This is a genomic window from Pseudomonas sp. SJZ079, assembly GCF_007993865.1.
Taxonomy (GTDB): Bacteria; Pseudomonadota; Gammaproteobacteria; order Pseudomonadales; family Pseudomonadaceae; genus Aquipseudomonas.
In genome coordinates this window covers 158895-172640 of the sequence record NZ_VIUH01000002.1, presented here as the reverse complement: position 1 = coordinate 172640, position 13746 = coordinate 158895, and the positions used below count along the sequence as shown (strand labels likewise).

Genomic DNA, 13746 nt, shown 5'->3' with positions numbered 1-13746 from the left:
ATCGTGGACTCGGAAAAAGTGAGTTTAACAGGCTGTGGAAAGGCATGCTGAGCACCGGCTGATGCCCTGCCCGTTCTGAAAAAATGCCCGGCAAATTAGCCGCCGCAGCCCCGCCCAGCAGCCGCCACACGGCTGAGCGCGAGGCGCGCAGTCAGTGCGCGGCAGTGGGTTAGAGAAACAGGCCCGGCCCTGGGCGCGCGCCTTCGGGGAATTTGACGCCGACTTTGCGAATCTTGTTCCCTTCCATCGCCGCGACTGTCCAGGTCAGCCCCTGCCAGTCGACCTGGTCGCCGATCACCGGTTCGCCACCGATTTCGTGGGTAATGAAGCGCCCCAGCGATTGTTGGCCGTTGATGCCGTCGAGCTTGAGGCCGTAGAGCGCGGCGACGGCGCTTAGTTCGGCGTCGCCTTCCAGGACGAAATCGCCGAAGAACCGCAGGTCCTGGCCACGCTGCGGGGCCTGGCTGAACAGTTTGCCGAGGGCGGTCAGGTCATGCTCATGGCCGATCACGCAGAGCAGGTCGCCGGCTTCCAGGGTGGTGCTGCCGGACGGGTGGAGCAGCTCGTGGTGGCGAAACAGCGCGGCGATACGCGTGCCTTCGGGCATCTTCAGTTCGCGCAGGGCGGCGCCAATGCACCACTTCTCCGCGCCGAGGCGGTAGACGAACAGCTCCCACTGGCTGGTCGGGTGCACTTCCAGGCCGGCGCGGGAGAACGGCGCCGGCTCTGGCGGCACGGTGACCCGCAGCAACTTGGCCGCCCAGGGCAGGCTGGTGCCTTGCAGCAGCAGCGAGACCAGGACGATGAAGAAGGCCAGGTTGAAAAACAGCTGGGCATTTTCCAGGCCGGCCATCAGCGGGAACACCGCGAGAATGATCGGCACCGCGCCGCGCAAGCCGACCCAGGCGATAAACGCCCGCTCGCGGTCGTGAAAGCCGCGAAACGGCAGCAGGCCGAGGAGAATCGACAGCGGGCGGGCGAGCAGAATCATCCACAGGGCCAGGCCCAGCGCCGGCAAGGCAATCGGCAGCAGTTGGTTCGGGGTGACCAGCAGGCCGAGGACCAGGAACATGCCGATCTGCGCCAGCCAGGTGAGGCCGTCGAGCATGTGCAGGATGCCGTGCCGTGAACGGATCGGCCGGTTGCCGAGCAGCAGGCCGCACAGGTAGATCGCCAGAATGCCGCTACCGCCCGCCGCCGTGGTGATGGCGAAGATGATCATGCCGCCACTGACCACCAGCAGCGGATAGAGGCCGTTGGCCAGGCTCATGCGGTTGACCAGATTGAGCAGCAGCCAACCCCCGCAGAGGCCGAGCACCGCGCCGAGGCCGAACTGCTGTACCAACTGTGCCAGCAGGCCCCAACTGAAGTCGTCTTGCCCGCTGGCGAGCATGGCGATCAGGGTCACGGTGAGGAACACCGCCATCGGGTCGTTGCTGCCGGATTCGATTTCCAGGGTGGCGCTGACCCGCTCGTTGAGGCCGCGCCCGCCGAGCAGGCTGAACACCGCGGCGGCATCGGTGGAGCCGACGATGGCGCCGATCAGCAGGCCTTCCATCAGCTTCAGGTCGAACAGCCAGGCCGCCGCCACGCCCGTCAACCCCGCGGTGATCAATACCCCGACGGTGGCCAGCGACAGCGACGGCCAGAGGGCCACGCGGAAACTGGAGACGCGGGTACGCATGCCGCCGTCGAGCAGGATGATGGCCAGCGCCAGGTTGCCGACCAGGTAGGCCAAGGAATAGTCGTTGAAGATGATCCCGCCTGGGCCATCGACCCCGGCGAGCATGCCGACCGCCAGAAAGATCACCAGGATCGGGATGCCGAAACGCGAACCGAAGGCGCTGACCAGGATGCTCGTGGCCACCAGCAATGCACCGATCAAGAACAGGCTGTTGATGGTGCTGGCGTCCAAGGGGGTACTCCGGGCCGAGGGGAGAGGGCGCCGTCATGCATGGCGCGTGCCAGGGATTCTAACCCGCGTCTTCGCCTCACTGTCAAAAAAACACCTCGCTCAGCCAATGGGGGCCGTCTGCTCGGTGGTTTGCTGTGCTTGAGTGACGTCGGCGAGCGCCCCGCTCAGCGTGGCGTACGGGCTGTGGCGAATCGGGGTTATCCAGCGAGTGGACTTGCCGGGGGCGGCATGCCGCTCACCTGGTTCAGGTGAGCGGGCGCTAGGGGCGTGTGCGGTGCTTAGAACCAGGCGTCCTGCATGCCCAGGCAGGTATCGTCGCGGGCTTCGAGGATGGCCAGGTTGTGATGGCAGCCCGGCACTTCCCAGGTGAGAAAGTAACGCGCGGCCTGCAGCTTGCCCTGATAGAAGTCGCGGTCGACTGGATTGCCGGCCGCCAGACCCTGCTCGGCCTTGATCGCCTGTTCCAGCCAGCGCCAGCCGATCACCAGGTGACCGAAGGCGTTCAGGTACAGCGCCGAATTGGCCAGGCCCTGATTGACCTTGCCGCTCATCAAATCGCCGAGCAACGCCAGGGTCACCGCCGACACGCGCGCCAGCAGTTGCTCCAGCGGCTGGCGCAGGGCATTCAGCGCTTCGTACTCGCCGGCGCGCTGGCAACAGTCCTGGATCAGCTTGACCAGTTGCTTGAGCGCCGCGCCGCCGTTCATCGACACCTTGCGCCCGAGCAGGTCGAGCGACTGGATGCCGTGGGTGCCTTCGTGAATCGGGTTGAGGCGGTTGTCGCGGTAATACTGCTCCACAGGGTACTCGCGGGTATAGCCGTGGCCGCCGAGGATCTGGATCGCCAGCTCGTTGGCCTTGAGGCAGTACTCCGAGGGCCAGGATTTGACGATAGGGGTGAGCAGATCCAGCAGTTCCAAGGCGACGCGCCGCTGTTCTGCGGTGGCCAGGGTCTGGGTGTCGTCGAACAGCCGTGCGGCATACAGACCCAGGTCGAAGGCGCCTTCGACGTAAGCTTTCTGGGTCAACAGCATGCGCCGTACGTCGGCGTGGTCGACGATCGCCACCTGCGCGCTGGTCGGGTCCTTGCCGTCCGGCAGGCGGCCCTGCGGGCGCTGGCGGGCGTAGTCCAGCGAGTACAGGTAGCCGGCGTAACCGAGCATGACTGCACCCATGCCGACGCCGATGCGCGCCTCGTTCATCATCTGGAACATGTAGCTCAGGCCGTGGTGCGGTTGGCCCACCAGGTAGCCGACGCATTCGCCGTTATCGCCAAAGTTCAGCGCGGTGGAGGTGGTGCCGCGAAACCCCATCTTGTGAAACAGGCCGGCCAGGATCACGTCGTTACGCGGCCCCAGCGAGCCGTCGTCGTTGACCAGGAACTTGGGCACGATAAACAGGCTGATGCCTTTCACCCCAGGCGGCGCGTCCGGCAGCTTGGCCAGCACCATATGCACGATGTTCTCGCTCAATGGGTGGTCGCCGCCGGAGATGAAGATCTTGTTGCCCTTGAGTCGGTAGCTGCCATCGGCCGCCGGTTCGGCGCGGGTGCGGATGTCCGACAGGGATGAGCCGGCATGCGGCTCGGTCAGGGCCATGGTGCCGAAGAAGCGGCCGTCGATCATCGGCTGCAGGAAGCGCTGCTTCTGTTCCTCGCTGCCGAAGCTCTCGATCAGGTTGGCCGCGCCCATGGTCAGGAACGGGTAGGAAGCGGTCGACGCGTTGGCCGACTGGAAATGGGCGAAACAGGCCTGCGACAGCAGGTTGGGCAGCTGCATGCCGCCCATCTCGAATTCGCGGGTGGCGTTCAGGAAACCGGCTTCGAGGAAGGCGTCCACCGCCGGTTTGATCTCGGGGATCAGCTGTGCGGCGCCCTCGACATACTCAGGCTCATGCTCGTCGCTCTTGCGGTTGTGCGGCGCAAATAGCTTCTCGGCAATGCTGCGCGCCGTGCCGATGGCCGCATCGAAGGTCTCGCGGCTGTGGTCGGCAAAACGTTCGCGCTGGGTCAGGGCTTCGGCATCCAGTACTTCATAGAGTTCGAAGGCCAGATTGCGGGAGCTGAGCAGAGTCTCGGACATGGGCGTTCCTCCAATTGAATGGACTGAGTCTAGGGTGATGAATAAATGCCGCCTAGTACCATCCATAGGCGTGATAAAGCCGCAAAACTTCCGGGTTTGATAGGCGTTGACGCTGCTTTTGAGGCGCGTTGTCTGGAACGGCGCAGGGGATGCTGAAGGCTGCCTCCGTGGCTGGTAGAATCCGCGGCCTCGCGAGGATCTATCGATGAACTACCGTCACGCCTTCCACGCCGGCAACCATGCCGACGTGTTGAAACACGTTATCTTGAGTCGCCTGATCGCCCTGCTGTCACGCAAGGAGGCGCCCTTCGCCTACCTCGACAGCCACGCAGGCGTAGGTCTCTACGATCTCGCTGGGGACCAAGCCAGCCGCACCGGCGAATGGCTGCAGGGCATCGCCCGGCTGTGGTCGGCCGAGGGTGTACCGGATCAATTGGTCGATTACCTGGAAGTCATTCGCGCCATGAACCCAGACGGCGTGCTGCGGCATTACCCCGGCTCGCCGGAGCTGGCACGCATGCTGACGCGCGAACAGGATCGCCTGCACCTCAACGAGAAACATCCGGAAGACGGTCGTCTGCTCAAGGAAAACATGGCCGGTGACCGCCGCGTGGCCGTACACCTGGGTGAAGGCTGGCACGTGTCGCGGGCCTTGCTGCCGACCCGCGAGAAGCGCGTGCTGCTGCTGATCGATCCGCCCTTCGAACAGGCCGATGAGCCGGAGCGCTGCGTGCAGGCGTTGAACGAAGCCATTGGCCGGATGCGTCAGGCGGTGGTGGCGATCTGGTACCCGATCAAGGAGCTGGGCCAGCTCAGGCGCTTCTATCGCGACCTGGAAAAGAGCAATGCGCCCAAGCTGCTGCGCATCGAACTCTATGTGCACCCCGCCGATGATGCACAGCGCCTGAACGGCTCCGGCCTGGTGATCAGCAATCCACCCTGGGGCCTGGAGGACGAACTCAAGCAGGTTTTGCCCTGGCTGACCACCTTGCTCGGGCAAAGCCAGGCCGGCTGGCGTATGGATTGGCTGATCGCGGAACAAGCGGCAGGCGCCAAGCCATAACAGCAGCGTCCAGTGCTGATGGCCACAGCGCTGGACTCAGAAGTTGTGAATATACCGAGCGCCGTCGCGAGGCTGACTCCAAGCGTTCGCCGCGAGAGTTTTTCGCAGTCCCTCAGTTCAACCTATGCAGGTAAACACACCCCGGTGCCGCCCAGGCCACAGTAGCCGCCGGGGTTTTTCGCCAGGTATTGCTGGTGATAGCTCTCGGCGTAGTAGAAGGGCGGCGCTTCGGCGATTTCGGTGGTGATCTGGCCGAGCCCGGCCTTGTCCAGCTCGGCCTGGAACTGCACTTGGCTGGCCAGGGCCGCAGCCAGCTGCTCGGCGCCGTAGCAGTAGATCGCCGAACGGTATTGGCTGCCCTTGTCGTTACCCTGACGCATGCCCTGGGTCGGGTTGTGCGCTTCCCAGAAGACTTTCAACAGGGCCGCGTAGCTGGTCTGCCGTGGGTCAAACACCACCAGCACCGCCTCGGTGTGGCCGGTCAGGCCCGAGCAGGTTTCCTCGTAGGTCGGGTTCGGCGTGTGACCGCCGGCATAGCCGACCGCCGTGGTCCAGACGCCCGGCTGTTGCCAGAAGCGCCGTTCGGCACCCCAGAAACAGCCGAGGCCGAATACCGCCTGGTGCAGCCCGGCCGGGAAGGGCGGCTGCAAGGGGTTGCCGTTGACGTAATGGGCGGCGGGCACCGACAGCGGTGTGTCGCGACCGGGCAGGGCTTGCTCGGCGCTGGGCAGTTCGAGTTTGTGGGCAAGAATCTGTGAACGCAGAACCATGAGTGATTTCCTCAACATGAGCGGGTGTTCGGGCCTGTCCGGCTTTCTTCGCAGTCAAACAGGGTTAACTCGACCAGACTCCAGAATAGACCGCAGTCGGGCTGCGGCGTTACACGGCGGTCAGGACTGCGGGCGGCAGGGGTAGCGCTTCAGGCTAGTGATCAGATCACGCCCGGCAATCGGCCGATCGAACAGGTAACCCTGGCCGATATCACAGTGCTGGCGCCGCAGGAACGCCAGTTGGGCGGCGGTTTCGATACCTTCGGCGACCACCTTGAGCTTCAGATTGTGGGCCATGGCGATGACCGCCGAGGTGATCTCCCGGTCGTCCTGATTCTCCGGGATGTCCTTGATAAAGCTGCGATCGATTTTGATCACGTCGATGGGAAACTTCTTCAGGTAGCTCAGCGATGAGTAGCCGGTGCCGAAGTCGTCCATCGCCAGGGTCAGGCCCAGGCTCTTCAGGCGACTGAGCTGGTGGCGGGTGTCGTCGGTGGCCTCCAGCAGCAGGCTCTCGGTGAGCTCCAGTTCGAGCAGCGTGGGCGCGAGTTGCTCCTCATGCAGAATGGCGGCGATCGAGCCGACCAGATCAGGGTCGGAGAACTGCTTGGGCGAGAGATTAATCGCCACCTGCAAGGTGCCGAGGCCGACTGCCGTCAGTTGTTTGCTCATGCGACAGGCCTGGCGCACCACCCATTTGCCGATGGGAATGATCAAGCCGGTTTCTTCCGCCACGCCGATGAATTGATCCGGGCGGATCATGCCCTTTTCCGGGTGGTGCCAGCGCAGCAGCGCCTCCATGCCGAGCAACTGGCCGCTCTTCAGGCACAGCTTGGGTTGATAGAACACTTCCAGCTCGTTCTGCGTCAGGGCGCGGCGCAGGTTGTTCTCGACGAACAGTTTGTAGTTCGCCTCGGCATTCAGCTCCTCGCAGAACACCTGCAACTGATGCTTGCCCCTGGCCTTGGCCTTGTGCAGTGCCAGCCCGGCGTGCTTCATCAGGGTTTGCGGGTCTTGCCCGTGCAGCGGTGCGCAGGTCAGGCCGATCGAACCGGTGATGCTGATCAGCTGGTTGTCGACGAACAACGGCTTGTCCAGGGTATGCAGCACCTGACTGGCCAGTAGCTGGGCGGCGTTGAGGTCGGTGGCATTCAGCAGGATGGCGAATTCGTTGCTGGCGAACCGCGCGAGGATGGCGTTCGGGCTGAGGCTGTTGCGCAGGCGCCGCGCCAGGCTGACCAACAGTTTGTCGCCGGTCTGATGGCCGAGGCTGTCATTGATTCGCTTGAAATTGTCGATATCCACCAGCAGCAGGCTGATCGGCTTGTCGTCGGCGGCGGCAAAGCTGCTCTCCAGGGCGCGGATAAACGCGTAGCGGTTGCCCAGGCCGGTCAGGCTGTCGCTGTAGGCCAGGCGCTCGATGCGTTGCTGCGCGTGCTTGGTTTCGGTGATGTCTTCGTAGATGCCGATGTAGTGGGTCAGGGCGCCGTCATCGGCATGCACCTTGGAGATCGACAGCTGACCCCAGTAGGGGTCGAGGTTCTTGCGCCGGCTCTTGAATTCGCCTTGCCAGCTGCTGTGTTCGGCGAGACTGGAGCGCGTGTCGAAGAGCAAGGCGCTGAGGTTTTCCAGGGCCGGCAGCTCGGGCAGTCGGCGACCCTGCACCTCGGCGGCGCTGTACAGGGTGATGGCGGTAAAACTCGGGTTGACGTACTCCACCAGACCGTCGCGGTCGAGCAGGATAAAGGCGCTGGCACTCTGCTCGACGGCGCGTTGGAACAGGTGCAGCGCGCTGGTCGCACTGCGCCGTTGCTGGTTGCTGAACACCTGGGCGTACTGGTCGGCCAGCTCGCCGGCGAAGGCGATCTCGTCGGCCTGCCAGGTGCGCGGTGCGCCTATGTGCTCCAGGCACAGCACGCCGATCACCTCACCGCCGACGCGGATGCTGGCATCGAGCATGGCGCCGATGCCGAGGGGGCGCAGATAGCCCTCGCACAGCTCCCGGGTGCGTGGGTCGTGTTGCGCGTCATGCGCGTCCACTGTCCGTCCGCCTTGCAGGGCGCTGAGGTAGTCGGGGTAATGGCGGACGTCGATGGCGGCGGGCAGTTCATGGCTGCCAGTGTCGTTGCGGTACAGGACGACGGGCTCGAGTCTGTGCTCGGCCAGGTGCCAGATGCTGGCGCGCGCCACCTGGTAGGCTTCGCAGGCGGCTCGGGTGATCAGCTCGGCGACTTCGCGCAGTGGCTCGCGGGTGACGCAGTGATGCTGCGCCAGACGCACGATCAGACGCTGCTGGACGCTCACCCGGGCCTGCTGGAGTGCGTACTCTTGCACGCCGAGCGGGTAAAGCTGGTGCTCGTCCTGAGGGTGCGGCGCAGCGTCATGCCCGGGGTTTTCGTCGGCGCGCAACAGGTAGCCGCGTAACAGATGGCGACCGCGTTGCTTGAACGGCTCACCCAGCTCCATCAGACGGAGCGGGCCGTGCGGCGTATACAGGGTGTAATGCACCAGATAGTGCGGACGCTGCGCCAGTTGCAGTTGGATGCTGTCATGCAGGTGATGACGTGCCTTGGGTTCCATCAGGCTGGCATAGGGGGCGTCGAGCAGGGCGCACAGCTCGCTGGCGGGTAGGCCGAGCTGCTGTTCGCAGGCGGGGTCGAGAAACAACAGGCTCCAGCTGGCTTCGTTCAACCGTTCGAAACGCAACATGCCGAGCCGCGAGGGCACTGGCAACTGCGTCACAACCTCGGCCGTTGAACGGCTCGTGGCATCGGGATGGCTTTTCATTGAACGGCTGGTTTCCAGTATGCTGACCGAGTCGAAATCTCGCCCACTTCTTAGCGTCGAGCAAGGGTGCATCATGCAATTGCGACTGACAAGAAAACTAATGAGCGCGGTGCTGTTGGCCGGCTGTGTCGCGATGACTCCTGGCTTCGCCAGCGAGCCTGCGACGGGCGTGAGCAGTGCCGAACAGGGTCGTTATCTGGCCGAACTGAAGCGCTTGTACCTGACCCAGGATGAACGCCAGGCGTTACTCGCGCACAGTAACGATCTGCTGAAAACCTACGCCTTGCGCGCCGCCTATCAGGTTGGCCAGGCGCAGCGCCAGGACCTGCTCTACCAGCTGCGCCTCGGCGCCCCCGGCGAGCTGCTGCTGCGCGAGGAGACGCGGGGCCAGCAAGAAACCCAGATAGCCGTGCGCAATCAGCGGATTGCCTTGTTTGGCGTCGATCCCTTTATTCGCTATGACTGCCCGCACGGCAGCATCAGCTGTGTGCTGCTCAATCCGGTCGACGGCAGTCCGCTGCTGAGCATCGTGCGCGACCATAAGGGCGCCGCAGAGTTGGCCAAGGCGTTGAGCTTTCTGATCCGTAACCTGCAGAAAGGTTAGACCCGACGGGGGGCGAAGGGCGTCAGCTGTTTCTACGGCCGTGCCTCACGCAAAAAAAACCCCGCCGGTTGGGCGGGGTTGAGGGTACGAGCGTGGCATGCTCGAAAATCGAAGCTAAGCCTTACAGCAGCATGGTGCGGATATCCGTCAGCACCTCACCCAGGCGCTTGGTGAAGCGCGCGGCGGCGGCACCGTTGATCACCCGGTGATCGTAAGACAGCGACAGCGGCAGCATCAGTTTGGGCTGGAAAGCCTTGCCGTCCCAGACCGGCTGGATGGTCGCCTTGCTGACGCCGAGGATCGCCACTTCCGGCGCGTTGACGATCGGCGTGAAGCCGGTGCCGCCAATGTGACCGAGGCTGGAGATGGTGAAGCAGGCACCCTGCATGTCATCGGCGGAGAGTTTCTTGGTCCGGGCCTTTTCCGCCAGAGCGGCAGCTTCAGCGGCTAGCTGCAGCAGGCTCTTCTGGTCGACGTTCTTGATCACCGGAACCAGCAGGCCATCCGGGGTGTCCACGGCGAAGCCGACGTGCACGTACTTCTTGCGGATGATCGCCTTGCCGCTGGGTGCCAGCGAGCTGTTGAAGTCCGGCAGTTCCTTGAGCAGGTAGGCGCAGGCTTTCAACAGCAGCGGCAGTACGGTCAGCTTGACTCCGGCCTTCTCGGCCACGCCTTTCTGCGCGACGCGGAAGGCCTCCAGCTCGGTGATGTCGGCCGAGTCGAACTGGGTCACGTGCGGCACGTTGAGCCAGCTGCGGTGCAGGTTGGCGGCGCCGACCTGCATCAAGCGGGTCATGGCCACTTCTTCCACTTCACCGAACTTGCTGAAGTCCACGCTTGGGATCGGTGGGATGCCGGCGCCGCCGGTCGCACCAGCCGGCGCTTCCTTGGCTTTTTGCATCATCGCCTTGACGTAGACCTGCACGTCTTCCTTGATAATCCGGCCTTTCGGGCCACTGCCGGTGATGGCAGTGAGCTCGACGCCCATTTCACGGGCCAGCTGGCGCACCGCCGGGCCGGCGTGCACCTTGGCACCGTCGGACCGTGGCGCGGCCGTCACACTGGCAGCGGCCGCCGCCAGCTTGGCGATGGCGTTGACCTCGGCGACCACCTCCGGCGCCGCACCGGGCGGCGTGCTGTGTACCGCTGCTGGTGCCGCTGGTGCCGCCGCAGCCGGAGCGGCTGCCGGCGCTGCGCCAGCCACCTTCAGCTTGAGAATCAGATCGCCGGTGCCGACGTCGGCATCCAGCTTGACCTCGACGCTTTCCACCACGCCGGCAACCGGCGAGGGGATTTCCATGCTGGCCTTGTCGGATTCCAGGGTGATCAGCGACTGGTCGGCTTCGACCCTGTCGCCGACCTTGACCAGGATTTCGATGACCTTGGCCGTGCCGTCCGAACCGATATCCGGGACATGGATGTCCTGCACGGACGACTCTGCGGCCGCTGCTGGTGCCGCTGCAGCAGGCGCCGGAGCGGCTGTCTTGGCGGCTTCGGCAGGTGCGGGCGCTGCGGCAGCCGGTGCCGCGGCAGCGTCGCTCGCGCCTTCGACTTCGAGCTCGAGCAGTTCGTCGCCTTCTTTCAGACGATCGCCCAGTTTGACCTTGAGGCTCTTGATCACCCCGGCCTTGGGCGCGGGGATTTCCATGCTGGCCTTGTCCGACTCCAGGGTCAGCAGGCTCTGATCGGCTTCGATACGGTCGCCGACCTTGACCATCAGTTCGATAACTTCACCCTCACCGCTGCCGATGTCGGGTACGCGAATCAATTCACTCACAGTGCGTCTCCTTAGCAGTCCAGGGGATTGATTTTTTCCGGGTTGATGCCGAACTTGGCGATGGCCTCGGCCACCACTTTGGGTTCGATATCACCGCGGTCGGCGAGGGCTTCGAGCGCTGCCAGGACCACCCAGTTGCGGTCCACTTCGAAGAAGTTGCGCAGGTTCTTGCGGCTGTCGCTGCGACCGAACCCATCGGTACCCAGCACCTTGAACTCCTTGCCCGGCACCCACTGACGGATCTGCTCGGCGAACAGTTTCATGTAGTCGGTGCTGGCGATCACCGGACCGCGGCGGCCGCTGAGGCACTGCTCGATATAGGACTGCTTGGGCTTCTGCTCCGGGTGCAGGCGGTTATTGCGTTCCACGGCCAGGCCATCGCGACGCAGTTCGTTGAAGCTGGTGACGCTCCACACATCGGCGCCGACATTGAACTGCTCGCGCAGTATCTTCGCCGCTTCGCGCACTTCACGCAGGATGGTGCCCGAGCCGAGCAGCTGTACGTGATGGGCGGCTTCCTTCTTGTCCTCTTCGAGCAGGTACATGCCCTTGATGATGCCGTTCTCGACACCTTCAGGCATGGCAGGCTGCTGGTAGGACTCGTTCATCACGGTGATGTAGTAGAAGACGTCCTTCTGCTCTTCCATCATCTGCCGCGTGCCTTCGCGGATGATCACCGCCAGCTCGTAGCCGTAGGTCGGGTCGTAGGTGCGGCAGTTGGGGATGGTCGCCGCCATGATGTGGCTGTGGCCGTCTTCGTGTTGCAGGCCTTCACCGTTGAGCGTGGTGCGCCCGGCGGTGCCGCCGATCAGGAAACCACGGGTGCGGCTGTCGCCGGCGGCCCAGGCCAGGTCGCCGATGCGCTGGAAGCCGAACATCGAGTAGAAGATATAGAACGGCAGCATCGGCTGGTTGTGGCAGCTGTAGCTGGTGCCCGCGGCGATGAAGGAGCTCATGGCGCCGGCTTCGTTGATGCCTTCTTCGAGGATCTGACCCTTCTTGTCCTCGCGGTAGAACATCACCTGGTCTTTATCCACCGGCTCATACAGCTGGCCGACCGAGGAGTAGATGCCGAGCTGGCGGAACATGCCTTCCATGCCGAAGGTACGCGCCTCGTCCGGGATGATCGGCACGATGCGCTGGCCGAGTTCCTTGTCCTTGACCAGTTGCGAGAGGATGCGCACGAAGGCCATGGTGGTGGAGATTTCGCGCTCGCCGGAACCGTCGAGAATGGCTTTCAGGGTGTCCAGCGGCGGGGTCGGGATGCCGAAGCTCTTGGCCCGGCGCTGTGGCATGTAGCCACCCAGGGCGGCGCGGCGCTCGTGCAGGTACTTGTACTCGGCGCTGCCCTCCTCGGGCTTGAAGAACGGCAGGCTCTCCAGCTCGTTGTCCTTGACCGGGATGTCGAAGCGGTCGCGGAATTTCTTCAGGCTGTCGACGTCGACCTTCTTGGTGTTGTGCGCGGTGTTCTTCGCTTCACCGGCGCCGGTGCCGTAACCCTTGATGGTCTTGGCCAGCACCACGGTCGGTTGACCCTTGTGGTTGACCGCGTCGTGATAGGCCGCATACACCTTGTAGGGGTCGTGGCCGCCACGGTTGAGCTTCCAGATCTCGTCGTCGGAGAGGTCCTTGACCATCTCTTTCAGCTCGGGGCTGTTGAAGAAGTGCTCGCGGACGAAGGCGCCGTCTTTGGCCTTGTAGTTCTGGTACTCGCCGTCGATCACTTCGTCCATCCGGCGTTGCAGGATACCGTGGGTGTCCTTGGCCAGCAGCGGGTCCCAGAAACGGCCCCAGACCACCTTGTTGACGTTCCAGCCACCACCGCGGAACACGCCTTCCAGCTCTTGGATGATCTTGCCGTTGCCGCGCACCGGGCCGTCGAGGCGCTGCAGGTTGCAGTTGATGACGAAGATCAGGTTGTCCAGCTTCTCGCGGCCGGCCAGGGAAATGGCGCCGAGGGATTCCGGCTCGTCGCACTCGCCGTCGCCGAGGAAACACCAGACTTTCTGTTTTCCTGCGGGGATATAGCCGCGATCTTCCAGGTACTTCATGAAGCGCGCCTGGTAGATCGCCTGGATCGGACCGAGACCCATGGACACGGTCGGGAACTGCCAGAAGTCCGGCATCAGCCAGGGGTGCGGATAGGACGACAGGCCCTTGCCGTCGACTTCCTGGCGGAAGTTATTCAGCTGGTCTTCGCTGATCCGGCCTTCCATGAAGGCGCGGGCGTAGATGCCGGGCGATACGTGGCCCTGGATGTACAGCAGGTCACCGCCGTGTTCTTCGGTCGGCGCCTGGAAGAAGTAGTTGAAGCCGATGTCGTACAGGGTCGCCGAGGAGGCGAAGCTGGAGATGTGGCCGCCCAGGTCCGGATCTTTCAGATTGGTGCGCATCACCATGGCCATGGCGTTCCAGCGTACCAGCGAGCGAATGCGGCGTTCCATGAACAGGTCGCCAGGCATGCGTGCTTCGTGGGTCACGGGAATGGTGTTGCGGTACGGCGTGGTGATCGCATAAGGCAACTGGGAACCACTGCGGGTGGCCAGCTCGCCCATGCGGGTCATCAGGTAATGCGCGCGGTCTTCACCTTCACGGTCGAGGACGGATTCAAGGGCGTCCAGCCATTCCTGGGTTTCGACGGGATCGAGGTCTTGCATGGCTTGCTCCAGGGCGGAAAGGCTTCCAGAATCGGAGGCCAGGATTCGTGGCCGGCATTGTGAGCGGGTCACGTGAATTCTTGGATTTACCG

The 13746-nt window shown here is 63.8% G+C and carries 8 protein-coding genes; 2 read left to right on the top strand and 6 right to left on the bottom strand.

Annotated elements, in window-relative coordinates:
- Nucleotides 1-169: 169 nt before the first annotated feature.
- Complete coding sequence (locus tag FBY03_RS02905) at nucleotides 170-1915, bottom strand: potassium/proton antiporter (RefSeq protein WP_147170698.1); 1746 nt, start codon at nucleotides 1913-1915, stop codon at nucleotides 170-172.
- 278 nt (nucleotides 1916-2193) lie between these two features.
- Nucleotides 2194-3996, bottom strand: a complete 1803-nt coding sequence (locus FBY03_RS02900) for an acyl-CoA dehydrogenase (RefSeq protein ID WP_147170697.1) — start codon at nucleotides 3994-3996, stop codon at nucleotides 2194-2196.
- Nucleotides 3997-4201: 205 nt separating this feature from the next.
- Here FBY03_RS02900 and FBY03_RS02895 point away from each other — a divergent pair, with 205 nt between their 5' ends.
- Nucleotides 4202-5059: a 23S rRNA (adenine(2030)-N(6))-methyltransferase RlmJ gene (locus FBY03_RS02895; protein ID WP_147170696.1), complete on the top strand. Its 858-nt coding sequence runs from the start codon at nucleotides 4202-4204 to the stop codon at nucleotides 5057-5059.
- Nucleotides 5060-5181: 122 nt separating this feature from the next.
- Here FBY03_RS02895 and msrA read toward each other — a convergent pair whose 3' ends face one another.
- Nucleotides 5182-5829 (bottom strand): peptide-methionine (S)-S-oxide reductase MsrA, encoded by a 648-nt coding sequence (gene msrA / locus FBY03_RS02890; RefSeq protein WP_147170695.1) that lies wholly within the window; start codon nucleotides 5827-5829, stop codon nucleotides 5182-5184.
- A 120-nt stretch (nucleotides 5830-5949) separates the two neighbouring features.
- Nucleotides 5950-8616, bottom strand: coding sequence for a bifunctional diguanylate cyclase/phosphodiesterase (locus FBY03_RS02885; RefSeq protein WP_147170694.1), 2667 nt, complete (start codon nucleotides 8614-8616; stop codon nucleotides 5950-5952).
- A gap of 100 nt (nucleotides 8617-8716) precedes the next feature.
- On the opposite strand from FBY03_RS02885, the gene FBY03_RS02880 reads away from it, so the two are divergent.
- On the top strand, nucleotides 8717-9220 hold the full coding sequence (locus FBY03_RS02880) for a hypothetical protein (protein ID WP_371920740.1): 504 nt from the start codon (nucleotides 8717-8719) through the stop codon (nucleotides 9218-9220).
- Nucleotides 9221-9341: 121 nt separating this feature from the next.
- On the opposite strand, the gene aceF is transcribed toward FBY03_RS02880, so the two are convergent.
- Nucleotides 9342-10997: a dihydrolipoyllysine-residue acetyltransferase gene (gene aceF / locus FBY03_RS02875; RefSeq protein ID WP_147170692.1), complete on the bottom strand. Its 1656-nt coding sequence runs from the start codon at nucleotides 10995-10997 to the stop codon at nucleotides 9342-9344.
- A gap of 11 nt (nucleotides 10998-11008) precedes the next feature.
- The gene (aceE, locus tag FBY03_RS02870) at nucleotides 11009-13654 is read right to left on the bottom strand and encodes a pyruvate dehydrogenase (acetyl-transferring), homodimeric type (RefSeq protein ID WP_147170691.1); all 2646 of its coding nucleotides are present in this window, start codon (nucleotides 13652-13654) and stop codon (nucleotides 11009-11011) included.
- Between the last annotated feature and the right edge of the window lie 92 nt (nucleotides 13655-13746).

What these genes read in the sequence shown, in the direction of transcription:
- FBY03_RS02880 (WP_371920740.1), top strand. Translation starts at nt 8,717, where the DNA reads ATGAGCGCGGTGCTGTTGGCCGGCTGTGTCGCGATGACTCCTGGCTTC.
- FBY03_RS02885 (WP_147170694.1), bottom strand. Translation starts at nt 8,616, where the DNA reads ATGAAAAGCCATCCCGATGCCACGAGCCGTTCAACGGCCGAGGTTGTG.
- aceE (WP_147170691.1), bottom strand. Translation starts at nt 13,654, where the DNA reads ATGCAAGACCTCGATCCCGTCGAAACCCAGGAATGGCTGGACGCCCTT.
- FBY03_RS02900 (WP_147170697.1), bottom strand. Translation starts at nt 3,996, where the DNA reads ATGTCCGAGACTCTGCTCAGCTCCCGCAATCTGGCCTTCGAACTCTAT.
- FBY03_RS02895 (WP_147170696.1), top strand. Translation starts at nt 4,202, where the DNA reads ATGAACTACCGTCACGCCTTCCACGCCGGCAACCATGCCGACGTGTTG.
- msrA (WP_147170695.1), bottom strand. Translation starts at nt 5,829, where the DNA reads ATGGTTCTGCGTTCACAGATTCTTGCCCACAAACTCGAACTGCCCAGC.